The organism is Sorangium sp. So ce327 (genome assembly GCF_051530205.1).
GTDB classification, from domain to species: Bacteria; Myxococcota_A; Polyangia; order Polyangiales; family Polyangiaceae; genus Sorangium; species Sorangium cellulosum_B.
Genome location: NZ_CP150330.1, coordinates 2472038 through 2491347 on the forward strand (window position 1 = coordinate 2472038; position 19310 = coordinate 2491347).

Consider the following 19310-nt stretch of genomic DNA (forward strand, 5'->3'; position numbering starts at 1 on the left):
CTTTCCAAGCGCTCCTGCGGCGGCGCCGCTTCGAAAGGACACTTAACATCTATACCCTCGCGTATTTCCTCGGGAAGCCCTGATCAACGACGATGACACCCCCACCCAGTCCGGTTATTTGAACGGCTTTCTCGACGAGGTGACGCTGTTCTTCCGGAACTTCTTCTCTGCCGCCCTGAAGGACAACCTCTCTCTATCACGGCTTCATCCTTGGCCTCCTCGTGCAGCTCGAGGGTGATTACGACGTTCGCTCGAACCGTGAGTCCGGCCTCGGCCGCGCGGACCTGCTCGTGCGGCCGCGCGCGCCGGGCCGTCCAGGCATCGTGCTGGAGCTCAAGGTGCCACAGCGAGGCGAGACCCCGGAGCAGGCGCTCCTCGCCGCGGCGCGGCAAGTCCGTGATCGCCGTTATGCGGTCGAGCTGGTCGCCGCCGGCGCCGCCCCCGTGCATGAGCTGGTCGCGGTCTTCGACGGAAAGCGCGCCTGGGTGAGGCTGGTCGATGAGGTCCTCTCCGGCGCCAAGGACGGACACCCGCAGGGCTAATCGACTCGGGCAGACGTCGGGCACATCGCTGTTCGTTGTGGTGAGGCGCACTACCTCGGATCCGCCCTCGCCGCGAGCTCACCGCGCTGCGGTTCCTGACGTTGCCTTGCTTACAGCACAATTTGCTGACGGGGAGCGCTGCAGTTCTGGATATCCTCGGTCGCTGCGATGAGCTCGTCCGAAGCACCCCACAGGCGAGCGCTGCGGCTCTCTGAGTCGTCTCGGGGGTACCGCTGATGCGCGCTGGTGACATCGTCGCCGACCGCTTCGAGATCGAAGGGCACGCGACCTCCGGCGGCATGGCGCAGATCTTCCGCGCCCGCGATCGGCTCACGGGCGAGCCGGTCGCGCTGAAGATCCTCCAGCGCACGGGCCCGCAGGAGTCGCACCGCTTCCGCCGGGAGGCTCACGCGCTCGCCGCGCTCCGTCACCCCGGGGTCGTCGGGTACGTCGCCCACGGCACGACCGAGGGCGGCGAGCTCTACCTCGCCATGCAGTGGCTCTCCGGCGAGACCCTCGCCGAGCGCTTGCTCCGCGAGCCGCTCACGGTCCCCGAGAGCCGCTCGCTGGGCGTGCGCGTCGCCTCCACGCTCGGCGCCCTCCACCGGCTCGGCATCGTCCACCGCGACCTCAAGCCGAGCAACCTCCTGCTCGTCGGCGGCTCCGTCGACGAGGTCACCCTGCTCGACTTCGGCGTCGTGCGCGTCGCGGACGCCGGCCAGGAGCTCACCATGCCCGGCGTGATGCTCGGCACCCCCGGCTACATGGCCCCCGAGCAGGCGCGCGGCGAGGTCGCCATCGACGCCCGCGCCGACGTCTTCGCCCTCGGCTGCATCCTCTACCGCTGCCTCACCGGCCGGCCCCCGTTCGTCGGCAACGACGGCCTCTCCGTGCTCGTGAAGGTCCTCCTCGAGGATCCGCCGCGGCTCAGGGAGCTCCGCGGCGAGGTCCCGGCCGCGCTCGACGACCTCGTGACGCGCATGCTCGCCAAGGCCCCGCGCGACCGCCCCCGCGACGGCGCGGCCGTGGCCGCCGAGCTCGGGTCGCTCGGCGATCTCGCGCCGGCCTCGCGGCGCGGCCTCCCCGTGCCCATGGGCGGCCCGACGCCCGAGCTGACGACCGGCGAGCGCCGGATGATCTGCCTCCTCCTCGCCCGCGACGGCGCGCTCGACAGCGACGCTACCCGGTCGGAGGGCGAGGACGCGCTCCGCGTGCGCGCGCTCAGCGCCCTGGCCGAGCGCCACCAGGGCCGCCTCGAGATCATCGAGGCGCGCTCTCCCGTCGTTGTGCTGTCCGGCCTCGTCGCGCCGACCGATCTCGCCGCCCGGGGGGCGCGGTGCGCGCTCGCGATGCAGGTGCTGCTCGGCGGCGCGCCCGTCGCGCTCGTCTCGGGGCGCGCCGAGATCACCGCCCGCTCTCCCATCGGCAAGCTCATCGATCAGGCCGCCGCGCTGCTCGCCGGCGACGAGGCGCGGCTCGGCGTGGTCCGCATCGACGAGGTCACGGCCGGCCTGCTCGGCGCGCGGTTCGATCTCGGGTCGGATCACGCGGGCCATCTCCTGCGCGGCGAGTGCGACGACCTCGAGGCGGTGCCGCGCCTCCTCGGCAAGCCGACGCCGTGCGTGGGCCGTGACCGCGAGCTGTCGCTCCTGGAGGCGACCTTCGCTCAGTGCATCGAGGAGCAGACCCCGTCCGCGGTGTTGGTGACGGCCCCCGCCGGCATGGGCAAGTCGCGCTTGCGCGTCGAGCTGCTCCGGCGCCTCCGGGCGCGGGACGAGCCGATGGCGGTCTGGATCGCGCGCGGCGACCCCATGAGCGCCGGCTCTGCCTTCGGCCTCCTGGCGCAGGTGCTCCGCCGCGCGCTCGGCGTCGCCGACGGCGCGCCGGCCGCGGCGGTGCACCGCAGGATCCGCGAGCGCGTCGGTCACCACGGCGAGCGCGGCGCCCACGTCGCGCCCTTCCTTGGCGAGCTCGTGGGGACGCCCTTCCCGGACGAGGCCAGCGAGGCGCTCAGGGCAGCGCGGCGGAGCTCCGTGCTCATGGGCGATCAGCTGCACCTCGCGTGGGAGGAGTTCCTGCGCGCCGAGTGCGCGGCGCAGCCGGTGCTGCTCGTCCTCGAGGACATGCACTGGGGCGACCTGCCCACGGTCGGCATGATCAACAGCGCCCTCCGCAACCTGCGCGACGCGCCGCTCATGGTGCTGGCGCTCGGCCGGCCCGAGGTGCGCGAGATGTTCCCGAAGCTGTGGGCCGGCCGCGGCGTGCAGGAGATCGAGCTCACGGGGCTCTCGCGCCGCGCCAGCGAGCGGCTCGCTCGCCAGGCGCTCGGCGGCGCCGTCACGGAGGAGATCATCGGCACGCTGATCGAGCGGGCCGACGGCAACGCCTTCTTCCTGGAAGAGCAGATCCGCGCTGCCGCCGAGGGGCGAGGGGCCGCGCTGCCGGAGACGGTGCTGGCGATGGTGCAGGCGCGGCTCGAGGCGCTCGATCCCGAGGCGCGGCGTGTCCTCCGGGCGGCGAGCGTCTTCGGCCAGAGCTTCCGGCCCGCCGGCGTCGCCGCGCTGCTCGGCGGCGCCGACGCCGAGGTGGCGGTCCGGCTCGCCGAGCTCGTCGAGCGCGAGGTGATCACCCCGAGGCGGCCGCCTGGCCGGGGCGGCGCGCCTGGTGAGAGCCTCTCCTCCACGTCGTCCGCGTCGTCCGCGCGCGGGCCCGGGGGCGGGCCCGCGCGCGAGGCCCCGCCGGCGCGCCGTGCCGGGGCGCCCGAGCCTGGCCCTCCGATCGACGCGGGCGCCGACGACGCCGAGTACAGCTTCCGGCACGGCCTTGTGCGGGAGGCGGCGTACGGGGCGCTGACGGAGTACGACCGGCGGCTCGGCCACCGGCTGGCGGGCGAGTGGCTCGAAGGGGAGGGGAAGGGCGACGCGGCGCAGCTCGCGGAGCACTTCGAGCGCGGCGCCGAGCCGGGGCGCGCGGCGGCGTGGTACCGGCGCGCGGCGGAGCAGGCGCTGCGCGGCAACGATCTCCTCGCCGCGATCCGCCGCGCTGAGCGCGGCCTCGCGTGCGGCGCGACCGAGGCAGAGGCGGGCGGGCTGCTCCTCGTCGACGCGGAGGCCCGCGTGTGGCGTGGCGATTTCGCCGTTGCCGAGCAGCGCGCGCTCGACGCCGTCGCGCTGTTCGAGCCGGGCTCGCCGTCCTGGTACTCCGCCGTGACCTGGGTGGTCACGGCCGCTGGCAAGCAGGGGGCCTTCGATCGCGTGGAGTCCTGGGTAGCGACGGCGCGGGGCGCGTCGCCCCGTGAGGGCGCGCTGACCGGGAGGGACGTCTGCCTCGTCGAGGGGGCCAACTGGCTCGCCTTCGGCGGCCGCTACGCGGTGGCGGACGGGATCATCGAGGCCCTCGAGCGCAGCGGGGAGGAGGAGCGGCCGCTCGACGTCGAGGTGCTCGCCAGGCTCTACGAGGCGCGCGCCATCCGCACCATGACCTCCGGCGATCTCGGCGCCTGCCTCGACGGCATCGAGGCGGCGCTCGAGGTGTTCGAGCGGAGCGGCGATCGCCGCAACGCGTGCTCGCTGCGGGTGAACCTGGGCGCCATCACCATGGAGCTCGGGGACTACGAGGGGGCCGAGGCCGCGCTGCGCGCCGCGCTGCGCGCGGCGGAGCAGATGGAGCTCACGGATCTGGCCGCGGTCGCCCGCACCAACCTGGGCAACGTGATGAGCGCCCGCGGCAATCTCGACGAGGCCCGGCGGGTCCAGGCCGAGGCGATCGCGACGTTCCAGCGGCTGGGCGATCCGCGAGCCGAGGGGATCGCCCGCGCCTACCTGGGGAAGGCGGCGCTGCTCGGCGGCGATCTCGGCGCCGCCGAGGCCGAGGCCCGCGCGGCTGCGGAGCTCCTGCGAAGCGCGCCCCCGATGCGCGCGGCGGCGTGGGCCCTCTCCGCGCGGGTCCTGCTCCGGAAGGGCTGCGCCGAGGAGGCGCTCGCCCTCTCCGGCGACGCGCTCTCCCTCCTGGAGTCGCTCGGCGCGGTCGAGGAGGGCGAGTCGCTGATCCGGCTCGTGCGGGCCGAGGCGCTCTTCGCGAGCGGCCGGCAGGCCGAGGCGCTCGACGCGATCGCGCGGGCACGCGACAGCGTGATGTCCCGTGCCGGGCAGATCTCGAATCCTCGCTACCGGGAACGGTTTCTGTCTGCGCTCGACAACGGCGAGACGCTCGCGCTCGCGGCGCGCTGGCTCGGCGACCGAGACGCTCCATGAACTCGCGCTCCGTCGCACGTGGGATTCCCTGCTCGCGGCTCTTCCAGGAGCCGTGCGCTGCCCACGAGCGCGCCTGAACGACCGTTTCCTCGCCGTTCTCACGACGTCACCGCAGGCGCGGAATTTTAGGGTTCCTCCGTAAAAGTCGTTGAGGAAATTCCTGATGCGTGTTTCATTTGTGAGGAGGGGGCTATGCAATACCGTTTCAAACTCGCAATCTCGTTCCTGGGCCTATCGTGCGTTCTCCCGGCCTGTATCGGCGAGGCTGACCCCCTGGAGGCAGCCGGCGGCACGGCGGAGCAAGAGATGGTGACGCGGAATGCGTTCACGAAGGAAGCGCTCGTGGAGAGTGCGTTCGCGACAGACTCGCTTGCTACGGAAGCGCTCACTGGCAACCCGCTGACGAGCGACGCAGTCGCGAGCAGCAGTGATGTCATGAGGGCGCTGCGCGATCCCCTGGCCCGCGAGTTCTTGACGTACGTGGCGAGCTGCGCGCTCCCGGCGGGGCAATCCGTGCAGGTCTCCCTGGACGGCGAGACCTATACCTTCGAGGGGAGCATCGGTCTTGCGCTCGAGTGGGGCCGAGCTCATGGGAAGTGCAACGCTCACTGCCAAGGCTGGGTCTCGGCCTGCATGCTGGCCAGGATCAACGATGTCGGGCAAAGCGTGCCCCTCTCGATGCGTGGCAAGCACAAGGCCCTTGACTCGGATCAAGCGGAGCGGGATGCCTTCCCTCAACGGGAGGGGGCCTATTTCGGCGACCTCTTCGCGCCGGAGCAGCGCCGGTTCGCGTGCAAGTCGCCCGGCTCGACGCTCATCAGCCGCGTGTGCGGCGGGGCGGGCGTCGACACGCAGGGCTGCATCGTCGACGTCCTCGGCGACTGCGACGACATCTGCGGCGCTCCGACGTCGGACGGCAGCTTCCCGAACTGCGTTGGCGGTGGCCATACGACGCCGACGACGGTGACCGTCTTCCGGGAGTAGCCGGTCCGGGGTTCCGTCGCCTCGGGCTGACCCGCTGCGGGCGCCTCCCCGCGACGGCTCGCCGCTTTCGTACTATGGTCGCGCCGCCATGAAACGAAGGCTGCCCGCCCCGCTCGCCTGTCTGCTGCTCGCCGCCTGCGCCTCCTCGGAACCCCGACCGAAGGAGCCGCTCGGCCAGATCCCGGAGGCGACGACCACGGCGAAGCCCGAGTGGCTTCCCTTCCGCATCCGCGCCGGCAAGAGCGTCGCCGCCGATCCGCGCGAGAAGCACTTCGCCGAGCTCCGGCAGCTCACCTTCGGCGGCGAGAACGCCGAGGCCTACTGGTCGCCCGACGGCAGGAAGCTCGTGTTCCAGTCGACCCGCGACGGGAGCAAATGTGACCAGCAGTACATCCTGGATCTGGAGAGCGGCGAGGTCCGCCGGGTCTCGAACGGCCAGGGCAAGACCACCTGCGGCTACTTCCTCTTCCCCGCGCCCGCGGCCTCAGCCCAGGCGCGCGTCCTCTTCGCCTCCACGCACGCCGCCGGCGAGGCGTGCCCCCCGAAGCCCGACCACTCGCAGGGGTACGTCTGGCCGCTCGACGAGTTCGACATCTACACCGCGAACGCCGACGGCTCGGAGCTCCGCCCCCTCATCCAGGGCAAGGGCTACGACGCCGAGGCGACCGTCGCGTTCGACGGCTCGCGCCTCGTGTTCACGAGCACGCGCGACGGGGACATCGAGCTCTACACGGCGAAGCTCGACGGCTCGGACGTCAAGCGCATCACGAGCACGCCCGGCTATGACGGCGGCGCCTTCTTCTCCCCCGACGCGACCAAGCTGGTCTGGCGGGCGAGCCGCCCCACCGGACCGGCGCTCGACGACTACCGCGCGTTGCTCGCCAAGGGGCTCGTGCGGCCCAGCGCGCTCGAGATCTTCGTCGGGGGCGCCGACGGGCAGAACCCGCGCCCGGTGACGAGGAACGGCCGCGCCAACTTCGCGCCCTACTTCCTCCCGGACTCGCGGCGGATCCTCTTCGCCTCCGATTTCAGCACCCCGCAGGGCGCCCGGGGCATGCCCAACTTCGACCTCTACCTTGTCGACTCCGACGCGCCCCCGGCGGCGGACGGCGTGCCGCCCGTCGAGCGCGTGACCTTCTACGAGGGCTTCGACAGCTTCCCGATGTTCTCGCCGACCGGCGAGCACGTCGTCTTCGCCTCGAACCGGTACGGCGCGAAGCCTGGCGAGACCAACCTGTTCGTCGCCCGCTGGGTCGAATGACCGCGCCGCCGTCGCGGACCCGCGCGCCGCTCGCGCTCGCGTCGGCGTGCGCGCTCGCGGGCTGCTCGGGCGCCCCGGCGCAGCCGCCCCGCCCTGCCGAGGCCACCCTCCCTTCGCCGGACGCCGCGGGCGCGGCCTACACCTCGCCCGCGCGCTGGAGCTACCATCCGGCGGCGCCCGACGCCGCGGTCGCGTGGGCGCCGTTCGCCGGCGCCGGCTGCGTCGTCGTCGCCCAGGGAGGGCAGCGGTGGACGGTGACGCCCGATCCACGGACGTCCACGCCGCCGCCGAGCGCCGCCAGGCCCGCTGCGCAGGCCGCGCGCTGCGCCGGCCAGGGCAGGACGAGCGCCTCGCCCGCGCCCGAGGAGCTCACCGCGATCGTGCGGCGCTCGCCGGCCTCCTGGATGTTCGTCGGCGCGAGCGGCGCGATCTACGAGGCCTCCTCGCCGCTCGGCCAGCTCACGCGGGCGCTCTCTCCGCCCGAGCCGCTCCTGCAGGTCGCGGGCGCCGGCGGCTCGCTGATCGGGGTGACCCGGGGCGGCGGGGTGCTCCGGTGGCGCGAGGAGCTCGGCTGGAAGCCGGTGCTGCTCGACGGCGCCGCGGGACAGGGCGGGGCCCCGGCGCGCGCCTTCGGCGTCGCCATGGCCGACGGCGGCCGCGCGCTCGTGCTCGCGCTGCCGGAGGCGCTGTTCGCCAGCGAGGACGGCGGGGGCACCTGGTCGCGCGCGCCGCTCCCGACGATGGGCCTCTCGCGGGTCGGCGCCCTCGGGGGCGAGCTCCTCGCCGAGGGGCTCCTCGCGTCGGCGACCTGGGATCCGCGGCGCACGCCCGCGTTCTCCCGCAGCGCGGCGACGCTCCCGCCGGCCGACGTCGAGCTCGACGTGACGACCCCGCGCGTCCCGTCCGCCTCCGCCGTGTCGATCGGGCGGGCCGCGATGAGCGGCGATCGCTACGTCGAGGCGGTCCGCCCGGAAGACGCCGGCGCGCCGTGGCTCTTCGCGAGCGGCCCCATCGAGGGGCCGCTCAAGGAGGCGGCCATGCCGGGCACGGGCGACTGCGGGAGCATCAAGCTCGGCGCGAACGGCCGGCGCGTCGTCGCGGTGTGCGCCGAGCCGGACGGCGATCGCGTCGTGGCGCGGGTGCTCCGCAGCGACGATGGCGGCGGCGCGTGGTCGCCGGCCGTCACGCTGGAGACGCCCGACATCGACCAGGTCGGCGTCGCGGTGGCGCCCGATGGCGCGGCGCTCCTGACCGGCGTCTGCAAGCCGAGCGACGGCGCGGACAGCTGCAAGCCGACCGCGCCGCTCCTCCTGTCCCACGACGGCGCCCACGACGAGGATCGCGCCGCGGTCGCCCTCGCGGCGGCCCCCACGCTCGGCGCGCCCGCCGTGCTGCCAGCGTTCTCGGCGGACGGGCGCTCCGCGTATTTCCTCGGCTTCCGCGGCAAGGACGAGCGCCTCGCGCTGTTCGTCTCGCACGACGGGGGCGAGACCTTCGCGCCGCGGCCGCTCGACGCGACCGCCGCGCTGCCCGCCCCGCAGGCTGACGGCGCCGAGGACGAGGACGAGGAGGGCGGGCCGGGCGACGGTCCCTCGCCGGAGGGGTTCGAGGTCGTCGAGGAGAGCGCGCTGCGCCCGGCGGAAGACGGCGCCGTCGGCCTGCTGCTCTCGGAGCGCGGCTCGCTCACGTACCTGACCGCCGACGAGGACGGCCGGGTGCTCACGGCGACGACCCCGCCGGAGAGCGCGGCGCTCGCCGGCTTCGGGCGGCGCGTGCTCGCGCTCGCGTCGCGCGCGCGCCCGGGCGGCGATGACGTCGCGGCGCTCTGGGAGTCGCTCGACGGCGGCGTGAGCTGGGCGGAGCTCCCGGAGATGCCGGCGCTCTCGCGCGAGGTCTCCGAGGCCCAGCTCACCATCACGTGCGGCGCCAGCGGCTGCCTCTTCGGCGACGTGGCGACCCGCGTCGGCTGGGGCGGCCAGGCCGACGGCGCGCTGTCGCGCGCGCCGGATCCGGCCCCGCGCGGGCAGCCTTCCGCGCGCACGCCCATCATCTGCGAGACGCTGTCGTCCTCGAAGTGGACGCGCGTCGACCATGTCGACTCGAGCGGCCTCGGCCTGCCCGACGGCGACGAGCTCTTGCGCGGGCGGTCGGTGTGGTCGTTGCTCACGCGCGCCCCGAACGGCGCCGTCGACGTCGTCTCCGCGATGCTCCCCGAGTCCGGCGCCGGGGAGGCGCGGGTCGTCACGCGATCGCTGCTGCCCGCGGTGCCGGCGGGGCTCGGGCGAGCGCGGGTCGCGACCAACGTCACCTCCCAGATGGAGGGTTACGCCGTGGCGCGCCTGCGGATCCCGGGCGGCGCGGCGGCGCCGGGGGCCCCGATGCGCAACGTCGAGGTCGCCTGGGAGAACTGGATGGATGGCACCTCGGGCCGCGGCACGATCCCCGACGCCGGCCCGTTCGAGCTCGGCGACGTGAAGGTCGTCCCCGACGCCGCGCGAAAGCCGCGCGCGGGCGCCCGGCCGCAGGCCGGCCCGGGAGGCGCGGCCTCGCGCCGCGCGCCGCCCCCCGACGACTTCTTCGATCCCGCGCTCCTGTCGGTCTCGCTGCGCGGGCTCTTCATCAGGCCGCACTCCGGCAGCGCTCAGTCGGCGCTCACGTTCTTCTACGAACCGCCGGGGAAGCTCCAGCGCTTCGACTTCCCGTCCTGGCCCGCGTCGGGCCTTCACGGCAGCCTCGACGTGCGCGCCGACGCGGTCCTGGCGGACGGCCAGCCCGTCGGCGTGGGGATGGTCCGGCAGGCGTCGAACGGCCCGATGATCGGGATGCTGCTCGCCCACCGCCCGGCGCCTCCCACCGGCGCGTCCGCCGCGCCGGGCTCGGGCGCCGCGTGGGCGATCGATGCCGTCTCGGTCGCTCCGCCGGCGGACCGCGATCGGATCGTGCACACCGACTGGACCTACGCTGGACGGTCGATCGGCGTGGCGACGCTGGTCGCCCACCCCGGGCACGCGGCGGCGTGGTCGATCTTCCAGCCGTTCCGCGGGGATGGCACGCTCGGCCCCGCGCTGCCGCTGCCGACGCCGTTCGACCTCGGAGACGCGCCGCGCCCGTGCTCTGCCGCCGAACGCGCGGCGACCGCGCGCCAGGAGGCGCCGCTCTTCCTCGGGAGCACGGCCTTGTTCCCGGGCACACGCCACCCTGTGCTCGTCGTGGACGCCGCTGGTCCCTCCAGCCCGCCCGAGTTCACCGTGCTCCTGACCTCCACCACGGTGCTCCACGGTACGCCTGCCGCGCCGTGTGTTGCTGGCTGGGAGGCGCGAGCGATCGGGCGGGCGCCCCGCTCTGCGATCATCCCGGGCGATCTCGCCCAGGCGTGGTTGTTCCGGCCCGCGGCGGGCTCGGCGGTCGCTGTGGGCGGATCGAGCGGCCCGGCCGTCGAGCTCCGCCCGATGGTGTGCCGCTTCGATCCCAGCGCGGAGATCCCGGAGGCGGTATGGAGCGAGCCGGGCATGGCGCAGCCCGCGCGTTGAGCGACGGCGGAAAAGCAAAAACGACGAATGAAACGAAGCTGACGGTGAGATGAAACGATCCCGGATCCTGGCTCGCGGTAACCTTCTAGCGACTCGCGTGTGCGCTTCGGCGCTTGCGTTCGCGGTCCCTGCGGCGATAGCCTGGCCTGCCTAAACGGGAGGCGGCATGATCCGGAAGCGACGGCGGTTCGAGCTCAGGAAGACGCTGTTCCTGCTTCCGAACCTGATCACCCTCTCATCGATCTTCTGTGGTTTCGACTCGATCCGGCGCTCCGCGACCGCGCAGTCGGAGGATGATTTCTACCGCGCCGCGCTGCTGATCGTCTTCGCGATGTTCTTCGACACCCTCGACGGGCGTGTCGCGCGGATGACGAAGACCCAGAGCGCCTTCGGCCTGCAGATCGACTCGCTGGCCGATATCGTTTCGTTCGGCGTGGCGCCGTCGATGCTCGTGTATCAGTGGACGCTGCACCGCTTCGATCTCGCGGGGCTGCTCGTGTCGTTCATCTTCACGGCCTGCGGCGCGGTCCGGCTGGCGCGCTTCAACGTCCTCTCCATGGGGGAGGCGGGCAAGCCCACGAAGCCTTCGAAGTACATCGTCGGCCTCCCGATCCCGGGCGCGGCGGGCATCCTCGTCTCGATCGTGGTCGCGAACCACGCGGCCGCGGGCGAGATCGGCGGCGAGCGCTACGCGTCGGCGATCCTCGTCACCACGACGATCCTGTCGCTGCTGATGGTCTCGACCATCCGGTTCCGCTCTTTCAAGGATCTCCGGCTCAACGTCCGGACGGTGCTCTTCGTGGCGTTCGCTGTCGGGTCGAGCGCGGTGATCTCGACGCAGCTCCAGCCTGCGTTCGTGCTCGTGTGGTTGCTGGGTTTCTACGTGCTGCTCGGGATCTTCGAGTCGCTCTGGCACCTGCCTGCGCGGCTCCGCGGCCTGCGTCGGGACTCGGTGCCTCCGCCCACGGTACCCCCTGCGGCCTGAAGCGCCTGCGGCCTGAAGCGCCTGCGGCCTGAAGCGCCTGCGGCCGATGCGCCTCCGGCCGATGCGCCTGCGGCCTGATGATGCGCGTCGGCTCGGGCTCACCCCTGGTGGCCGGCATCGCGACCCAACCGCTCCGGCTCATTTTTGAGTAGACTGCGTGAGATGAAGAACCGCGTGTTCTTTCCGCAGGCCGCGCTCGACGACTGGATCGCGAGCGACCGCGTCGATCTGAACAACGACGAGCTTCTGATCAAGACCGAGGGCCGCCGCTACAAGATCATCGAGGCGATCCGCGTGCTCCGCGAGGTGACGGGCTCGGCGGACATCCACGAGGTCCTCGGCAGGGTCAAGACGCGGGCGTTCCTGCGGGAGCTCGGGGCGGAGATCCTCGAGGGGTCCATGATCATCGGCGACAACGCCTACGACGTGATCCCGGGGTTCATCGGCGCCCCGGTGGGCACGTTCGCCGAGCACCGCAAGGCCGCCCCGGCGGGGACAGCGACCAGCAGCAGCCCGACGAGCGACGAGGAGCTCCTGGCCGCGTTCCTCACCAGCAAGATGTAGCGGCGCCGCGCCCGGTCGCTTCCGCGCGCCACACCCGCGGTGGCGAGGCGCTGCCGATACGGTCTCTCGCGCCCGCCCCTTCCGGCGCATCCGCGCTGTCAGGCCTCGGCCTACGAGAGTACGCTCCCGCCTCTGCGGCCGGCGGGCCATCCCCGGTGAGGCAGGCTATAACGGGGCCATGCCCGAGGTCATCTCCGGGATCAGCTTCGCTCTCGCCCTGCTGTTCTACAGCGCTGCGAGCGCGCTCTTCTTCCTCGACGTCGCCCGCAGCCGCGCCCGGCTCCCCTCCACGGGGGACCTCGCGGGCCTCTTCGGCGCGGGGGCGCGCGTCCACGACCCCGGCGCTCGGCCGAGCGCTGCGGTCGCCGCCTCCGCCTCGCGGCATGCGCCCTTGCTGCTCGGCCTTGGCGCCCTCGGGCACGCGACCTACGTCACGCTCGCCAGCTTCGTCGCGCGGGTCTGTCCGGTGCACTCTGTTCATTTCATGCTCTCGGTCGCGTCCCTCCTCGCGATCGCCGTTTACCTCGTCGCCCGCCATCGCTTTCGCATCGACGCGCTCGGGCTCCTCATCGGGCCGCTCGGGCTCGCCTTCCTGCTCGGCACGTTCTTCCTCGGAAAGCCGCACCCCGAGCCGAAGCTCAGCCCGCTGTTCATCGCGGCGCATGTCATGGCGAACCTGCTCGGGATCGCCCTGTTTCTGCTCGCCGGCGCCTCTGCGGCGCTCTACCTCGTCCAGGAGAAGCGGCTCAAGCGGAAGCGGCATCTGGAGCGCATGGGCAACCTCCCGCCGCTCGACACGCTCGACCGCGCCATCCATCGCTTCCTGAGCGCCGGCTTCCCCTTGCTGACGCTCGGCATCGTCACGGGGACGTACTGGGCGCACCAGCTCGAGATGGGCAACGCCGAGGAGGTGATGCGCGCCATCTTCGGCTACGCCACATGGCTCCTCATCGCGCTCGTGCTGCTCTTGCGCGCCGCCGCTGGCTGGCGCGGCCGCCGCGCGGCGTACGGCACCATCGCGGGGCTCGCCTGCGCCGGGGCGGTGCTCATCATCTACCTCATCCGTCCCGCCTCGGGGCTCGGAGGCTAGCGCAGGTGATCTTTGTCGGGCTCTCCCACAAGACCGCGCCCATCGAGGTGCGCGAGCGGCTCGCGATCGGGCGGGATCGGCTGCCCGAGGTGCTCGCGCGCCTCACGTCCCACCCTGCCATCGGCGAGGCGCTCGTCCTCTCCACCTGCAACCGCGTCGAGATCTACGCCTCACCCCGGCAGCAGGCGCCCGCGCCGCCCCGCCCCGGGAGCGCTCCGCCGCCGTCCGACGAGGAGCTCTCGCGCGACAACGAGGCGCTGCGCGCCGCCGTCGCGACCCTCGTCGGCCTCGGCGGAGACGCCGTCCGGGCTCACCTCGCGGGCCGCGTCGGGAGCGATGCCGTCCTCCACCTCTTCCGCGTCGCCGCGTCGCTCGACTCGATGGTCGTCGGCGAGCCGCAGATCCTCGGACAGATGAAGGAGGCCATCGAGGTGGCCCGCGGGGCGAAGACCCTCGGCGCGCGGCTCGGCCGCGCGGCCCACCGCGCCATCAAGGTCGGCAAGCGCGTGCGCACGGAGACGGCGATAGGCGCCGGGCAGGTCTCGGTCTCCAGCGTCGCCATCGATCTCGCCCGCCAGATCTTCGCGGATCTCGCCGGTCACACCGCGCTGCTCATCGGCGCCGGCGACATGGCCGAGGCCGCCTCGAAGCTCCTCGTCCGCGCCGGCGCCCGCCTCATCGTGGTCAACCGGAGCCCGGACCGCGCCGCCGCGCTCGCCCGCGAGGTCGGCGGCGAGCCTCGCCCCTGGGCCGACCTCGAGCGCTCCGTCATCGACGCCGACATCGTGATCTCGTCGACCTCGAGCCCCAATTACGTGGTCACGCCCGACCTCGTCCGCCGAGCCCGCAAGGCCAGGAAGGGCAGGAGCCTGTTTCTCATCGACATCGCGGTCCCGCGTGACATCGACCCCGCCGTCAACAAGCTCGACAGCGTGTACCTCTACGATGTCGACGATCTCTCGCAGATCGTGGCGCAGTCCGTCGAGGGGCGGGCCGCCGAGGCGGCGCGGGCCGAGGCGATCGTCGCGGACGAGGCGCAGGCCTTCGAGGCGTGGACGCTCGAGCGCGCCCTGACGCCCACGATCGTCGGCTTGCGGTCCCGCACGCGATCCATCCTCGCGGCCGAGGTCGAGCGCAGCCTCTCCGGCAAGCTCCGGCACCTCGGCGCGGCCGAGCGCCAGGCCCTCGCGATGATGATCGACGCCGCCACGAACAAGCTGCTCCACGTGCCCACCACCCGGCTCCGCGCGATGGCCAGCGATCCACGGGTCGCCGAGCACGTCGACTCGCTCCGGGAGCTGTTCGACATCGACGGCGCGCCGCCCGAAAACGCCGCCGCCTCGGCGCTCGCCGAGGGGGAGCTCCGCGTCGCGGTGGACGGGCCTCCCACGCCTCGCTCCGCCCGCGGGGCAGCGCCTCCCGCCTCCGGCGCTCGAGGCGGTGCCTCGCCCCGGCACGCCGATCCGCGCCCCCAGGCTGCCGAGGACAACGGGGTGTATGCGCGGCAGCCCAGCGGGCGCCCCGCCGAGGCGGGCGTCATGGCCGTCGCGAATCCTGCCGCGGCCGTGAGCGCAGCTGGGCTAAAGGGAGCGTGATGCCCACGGAGCTCACCCTCGCCACGCGCCGGTCGGCGCTCGCCCTCGCCCAGTCCCGCGCCTTCGCTCGGTCCCTCGAAGCGGCGGTGCCCGATCTCTCCCTGCGCGAGCTCGAGGTGGTGACCTCGGGCGACAAGACGCAGGATCGCTCGCTCCAGGACATCGGCGGCAAAGGGCTGTTCATCAAGGAGCTCGAAGAGGCGCTCCTGGACCGGCGCGCCGACTTCGCTGTCCACTCGATCAAGGACGTCCCCGCCGAGATCGCCCCGGCGCTGTGCCTCGCCTGCATCCCCGCGCGGGAGGACCCTCGCGACGCGCTCGTCACCCGGAGCGGCGCTTTGCTTGCGGAGCTTCCGGCGGGCGCCCGGGTCGGGACCTCGAGCCTCCGCCGGGCGGTCGCGCTGCGCGAGGCGCGCCCGGATCTCGTGATCGAGCCGGTCCGTGGCAACGTCGACACCCGGCTTCGCAAGGTGGTCGACGGAGCGTTCGACGCCGTGGTGCTGGCGCTCGCTGGTCTGAAGCGGCTCGGCCTCGAAGGCCGTGCCACGGAGGTGCTGTCGCCCGAGGTGTCGTTGCCCGCCATCGGACAGGGCGCGCTCGGCATCGAGTGCCGCACGGCGGACGACTGCGTGCGTGACGTCCTCGGGACGCTCGCGGACGCCGTGACCACGATCTGCGTCTCTGCCGAGCGAGCCGTGATGGCCGCGGTGGAAGGCAGTTGCCGGACGCCGGTGGCCGCCTATGCGGTGCGGGACGGCGACGCGATATGGCTTCGGGCGCTCCTCGCCGAGCCCGACGGCTCCCGGTTGCGAAGGGCGGAAAGGCGCCTGTCGTGGCCCGGCAACACGCACGAAGCCGAGCGCCTCGGAGCGGACCTCGGGGCGGAGCTCAAGAAGGGTTGAGGCGTGTAACTCGACTGGAAGGCTGCCTCGTCCAGAACATTTCTGGTGTGGAATTGATAAGGGCTCTCCGTACCACGCCGGGATGAACGGTCACCTGGCGATGGGATCGCCAGCGCTCGGCGCGCCGGCGCCTCCAGGCGGAGCCCGGGTCCGCGCCTCGCGCGCCGCCCATGACCGGTGCGCTTCCCGCGCGGGCGCGACCGTGCGAGACGACAGCCTGCCGGCGGTTTCCCGCCGCCCAGCGCACCATGCCGGGCTACGTCGCCCTCGTCCTCCACGCTCACCTGCCGTACGTGCGTCACCCCGAGCACGTCCGCTCCCTGGAGGAACGCTGGCTCTTCGAGGCGCTCTGGGAGTGTTATCTCCCCCTGCTCGGGGTCCTCGATCGCCTCGCCGCCGACCGCGTCGTCGCCCCGCTGACCCTCTCCGTCTCGCCGTCGCTCCTCGCGATGCTGCGCGACGAGCTGCTCCTTCGCCGGTTCGAGGACCACCTCCGCCGGCTCACCGCGCTGGCGGCCCGGGTCGAGGCCCGCTTCGCCGGGAGCGGCTTCGCCGAGGCCGCCGCGTTCTACCGCGCGCGGCTCGCGGACGCGGCGAGCTCCTGGGAGGCGCTGGGCGGCGATGTCCCGGGCGCCCTGGTGCGCCACGCCGGGGCGGGCCGCGTCGAGCTCCTCACCACGGCCGCGACACACGCGTACCTGCCCGGACTGCTCGCCACGCCGGCGTCGATCCGGGCGCAGCTGCGGCTCGGCCGCCGCGCCTTCGCGGCCTTCACCGGCGCGCCCGAGCCTCGCGGCCTCTGGCTGCCCGAGTGCGCTTACGCGCCCGGCCTCGACGCCGATCTCGCGGCGGCGGGCGTCCGCTTCACCGTGCTCGACGCCCACGCGCTCACGCTCGCCGCGCCGCCTGCGTCCGCCGGCGCGTCCGTCCCGGTGCTCTCGCCTGCCGGCCTCGCGTGCTTCGGGCGCGATCGCGACAGCGCGCGCGAGGTCTGGTCGCGCGACGCCGGCTATCCGGGTCACCCGGTTTACCGCGAGTTCTACCGCGACGTCGGGCTCGACCTGCCCGAGCGCGAGCTCGAAGGGGAGGTCGGTCCCGACGGCACCCGGCTCATGACCGGCCTCAAGCTCCATCGCGTGACCGGGCCCGGCCCCGACAAGGCGCCGTACGACCCGGCCCGCGCCTCCGCGCAGGCATGCGCGCACGCCGCGGACTTCGTGGCCCGCCGCGAGGCCGCGCTCGCGTCGATCCGCGGCGTGAACGCCCCGCCCATCCTCGTGGCCCCCTACGACGCCGAGCTCTTCGGCCACTGGTGGCTCGAAGGGCCCGAGTTCCTCGAGCACGCCCTGCGCCGCCTCGCGGCCTCGGATCGCGCCGCTCCGATCGCGCTCGGCGCGTACCTGGAGCGCCATCCGCCCGTCGAGGTCGTGGAGCCTGCCGCCTCGACGTGGGGCGAAGGTGGGTTCGGCGCCTTCTGGACGGGCCCGAGCGCGTCCTCCCTGTGGCGCCACGCGCACCACGCCGAGCGCGCCGTGCTGGGCGCGCTCTCGCGTTGCCGCCTCGCGGGCGGCCTGCCCGGCCGCGCGCTGGACCAGGCGATCCGCGAGCTCCTCCTCCTTCAATCGAGCGACTGGGCCTTCATGATGTCGGCCGGGGAGATGGCTTCCTATGCCGAGGCGCGCGCCCACGCCCACGCGACCCGCGCCCGCGGCCTCGCGTCCCTGGCCCAGCAGCCCACGGCCTCGCCCTCGGACGTGGCGTGGCTCGACGCGCTGTGCGCGCTCGACCCTTTCCTCGTCGAGCTCTCGAGCCCTGTGCTCCGAGGCGCCTTCGACCCGTGGCGCTGAGCCGACGTTCCTCCGCGCCGCTCGCGTCCGGATCTCCCGCTCCAGGGGCAGATCTCTTTCCGGTAAAGAAGGATTAAGTTGTGTTAAAATATTGTGCGAAGGTACTTCGCATGATCGCCGACCGTCCTCGCCACGGCGGTCGACTCTGTGGGAGGGCGTGTGCGCCCCGTGGCGGTGCTCTCGGCGCCTCTTTTCGGGAGGGTGACCCGCGATTCACCCGCCCGTTTCATCGCCGGCCGCCGGCCGCGCGACCCGGCGCCCATCTCCCAGCACGTTTTTCGCGGTCATGGCGGCATGAAGTGCGAGAGGGACGGAGACCTTGTCCGGAACACCCCCTTGATGACCGGCCGGTCAGCACCCTAGTGTGATGCCCGCCAGCTTTGCTCCTGGACCGCACCGGCAGGCGCTGGCAAAGAACCGGGCGGACTCCCCATGACACATCCTCCTTGCGGACCCGAGCGCCGTTTCGCTCGATGGGCTCTCGGCGCTCGTAGCGCCTCATCGAATCACTCCCGCGCCGCCGTCGTCGCGGCGCTGCTCGCTGCGCTCGCGGTGCCCACGTTGACCGGTTGCCGCCGCCCCGAGGCGGACGCGCAGCCGTCGCCGGCGCGCGACACCGCTGCGCCACGCCAGAAGCCCGCGGTGCGCTTCGGGAAGGTGACCGCGCGCCCGCTCGCGCAGACGCTGGACATCAGCGGCACCCTGGTCGCCGACGAGACGAGCGAGGCGGCGACGCAGGTCGGCGGCTTGGTCGTGAGCGTCGCGGTCGACGTGGGCTCCCGGGTCAAGAAGGGCGATCCGCTCGTCGTGCTCGACGCGCGCAACGTCGCGCTCCAGTCGCAGGCCGCGTCCGCGGCCGTCGCGCAGGCGCGGGCCAAGCTCGCGCTGCAGGACGGCGCGTCGCCGAAGGGCATCGATCCCGACCAGGTGCCGGAGGTCCGGGCCGCGAAGCAGAGCATGGAGCTCGCGAAGTCCGAGGCCGAGCGCGTGAAGCAGCTCTACGACCAGGGCGCCGTCCCCCAGTCGACCTGGGACTCGGCGCGCACGCAGGCCCAGAACGCGGCCGCGCAGTACGAGGCCGCGGTCAACGGCATCCGCGCGACCGTCGCGGCGCTCACGTCCGCGCAGGCGCAGGCGGGGCTCGCCTCCAAGGCGGTGTCCGACACGACGGTGCGGGCGCCCTTCGACGGCGCGATCGCCGAGAAGCGGATCAGCGTCGGCGAGTACGCCAGCCCGGGCCGCGTCGTGGCGGTCGTGGTCCGCGACAACCCGCTGCGGCTGCGCATCGACGTGCCCGAGGCGGACATCGCGCACATCGAGGTGGGCAAGCCGGTCAGCGTCTCGGTCGCCTCCTTCCCCGATCGCCTGTTCCCGGGCGTCGTGAAGCGGATCGGCGCGAGCCTGAAGGCCTCGTCGCGCACCCTGCCCGTGGAGGCCGAGTTCGACAACAGCGAGGGCAAGCTCCGCCCCGGCCTCTTCGCGCAGGGGCAGCTGACGCTGACCGGCGAGTCAAGAACGGCGATCCTCGTCCCCGAGTCGGCGGTCGGCACCTCCGGGACGAGCGCGCGCGTGTTCGTGAAGTCGGGCGATCGCGTGACGGAGCGGCTCGTCAAGCCCGGCCGCAAGATCGAAGGCCTCGTCGAGGTCGTCGGTCCGCTCGCCGAGGGGGATGAGGTCGCGATCGACAAGGTGAGCGAGCTGGCGGACGGCATCGAGGTCGCGGCGGCGCAGTGAGCCGAGCGCACCGCGCGCCTCAT

At 73.3% G+C, this 19310-nt stretch carries 12 protein-coding genes; all 12 read left to right on the top strand.

Annotated features, from left to right (window positions below; all coding sequences use genetic code 11):
- Positions 1 to 206 precede the first annotated feature (206 nt).
- Entirely contained in the window at positions 207 to 542 is a 336-nt protein-coding gene (locus tag WME95_RS09280; protein ID WP_437910967.1) for a PD-(D/E)XK nuclease domain-containing protein, read from the top strand.
- 236 nt (positions 543 to 778) lie between these two features.
- The gene (locus WME95_RS09285) at positions 779 to 4795 is read left to right on the top strand and encodes a protein kinase domain-containing protein (RefSeq protein WP_437908055.1); all 4017 of its coding nucleotides are present in this window, start codon (positions 779 to 781) and stop codon (positions 4793 to 4795) included.
- A gap of 306 nt (positions 4796 to 5101) precedes the next feature.
- On the top strand, positions 5102 to 5779 hold the full coding sequence (locus tag WME95_RS09290; protein WP_437908056.1) for a hypothetical protein: 678 nt from the start codon (positions 5102 to 5104) through the stop codon (positions 5777 to 5779).
- An 88-nt stretch (positions 5780 to 5867) separates the two neighbouring features.
- A complete protein-coding gene (locus WME95_RS09295) occupies positions 5868 to 7040 on the top strand; it encodes a TolB family protein (protein WP_437908057.1) in 1173 nt (390 codons plus the stop codon).
- Positions 7037 to 10570, top strand: a complete 3534-nt coding sequence (locus tag WME95_RS09300) for a hypothetical protein (protein WP_437908058.1) — start codon at positions 7037 to 7039, stop codon at positions 10568 to 10570. The genes WME95_RS09295 and WME95_RS09300 overlap by 4 nt, the downstream gene beginning before the upstream one ends.
- Positions 10571 to 10736: 166 nt before the next feature.
- On the top strand, positions 10737 to 11555 hold the full coding sequence (pssA, locus tag WME95_RS09305; RefSeq protein WP_437551069.1) for a CDP-diacylglycerol--serine O-phosphatidyltransferase: 819 nt from the start codon (positions 10737 to 10739) through the stop codon (positions 11553 to 11555).
- A gap of 162 nt (positions 11556 to 11717) precedes the next feature.
- Entirely contained in the window at positions 11718 to 12119 is a 402-nt protein-coding gene (locus WME95_RS09310) for a hypothetical protein (protein ID WP_012234257.1), read from the top strand.
- Between the two features lie 178 nt (positions 12120 to 12297).
- Positions 12298 to 13209 (top strand): cytochrome C assembly family protein, encoded by a 912-nt coding sequence (locus WME95_RS09315; protein WP_437908059.1) that lies wholly within the window; start codon positions 12298 to 12300, stop codon positions 13207 to 13209.
- A 5-nt stretch (positions 13210 to 13214) separates the two neighbouring features.
- Entirely contained in the window at positions 13215 to 14804 is a 1590-nt protein-coding gene (hemA, locus tag WME95_RS09320; RefSeq protein ID WP_437908061.1) for a glutamyl-tRNA reductase, read from the top strand.
- Complete coding sequence (gene hemC / locus WME95_RS09325) at positions 14801 to 15706, top strand: hydroxymethylbilane synthase (protein WP_437908062.1); 906 nt, start codon at positions 14801 to 14803, stop codon at positions 15704 to 15706. The genes hemA and hemC overlap by 4 nt, the downstream gene beginning before the upstream one ends.
- Before the next feature lie 248 nt (positions 15707 to 15954).
- Positions 15955 to 17553 (top strand): glycoside hydrolase family 57 protein, encoded by a 1599-nt coding sequence (locus WME95_RS09330; protein WP_437908063.1) that lies wholly within the window; start codon positions 15955 to 15957, stop codon positions 17551 to 17553.
- 552 nt (positions 17554 to 18105) lie between these two features.
- Positions 18106 to 19287, top strand: a complete 1182-nt coding sequence (locus WME95_RS09335) for an efflux RND transporter periplasmic adaptor subunit (RefSeq protein WP_437908064.1) — start codon at positions 18106 to 18108, stop codon at positions 19285 to 19287.
- The last annotated feature ends 23 nt before the right edge of the window (positions 19288 to 19310 follow it).

What these genes read in the sequence shown, in the direction of transcription:
- WME95_RS09315 (WP_437908059.1), top strand. Translation starts at nt 12,298, where the DNA reads ATGCCCGAGGTCATCTCCGGGATCAGCTTCGCTCTCGCCCTGCTGTTC.
- WME95_RS09290 (WP_437908056.1), top strand. Translation starts at nt 5,102, where the DNA reads ATGGTGACGCGGAATGCGTTCACGAAGGAAGCGCTCGTGGAGAGTGCG.
- WME95_RS09295 (WP_437908057.1), top strand. Translation starts at nt 5,868, where the DNA reads ATGAAACGAAGGCTGCCCGCCCCGCTCGCCTGTCTGCTGCTCGCCGCC.
- WME95_RS09330 (WP_437908063.1), top strand. Translation starts at nt 15,955, where the DNA reads ATGCCGGGCTACGTCGCCCTCGTCCTCCACGCTCACCTGCCGTACGTG.
- pssA (WP_437551069.1), top strand. Translation starts at nt 10,737, where the DNA reads ATGATCCGGAAGCGACGGCGGTTCGAGCTCAGGAAGACGCTGTTCCTG.
- WME95_RS09310 (WP_012234257.1), top strand. Translation starts at nt 11,718, where the DNA reads ATGAAGAACCGCGTGTTCTTTCCGCAGGCCGCGCTCGACGACTGGATC.
- WME95_RS09285 (WP_437908055.1), top strand. Translation starts at nt 779, where the DNA reads ATGCGCGCTGGTGACATCGTCGCCGACCGCTTCGAGATCGAAGGGCAC.
- WME95_RS09300 (WP_437908058.1), top strand. Translation starts at nt 7,037, where the DNA reads ATGACCGCGCCGCCGTCGCGGACCCGCGCGCCGCTCGCGCTCGCGTCG.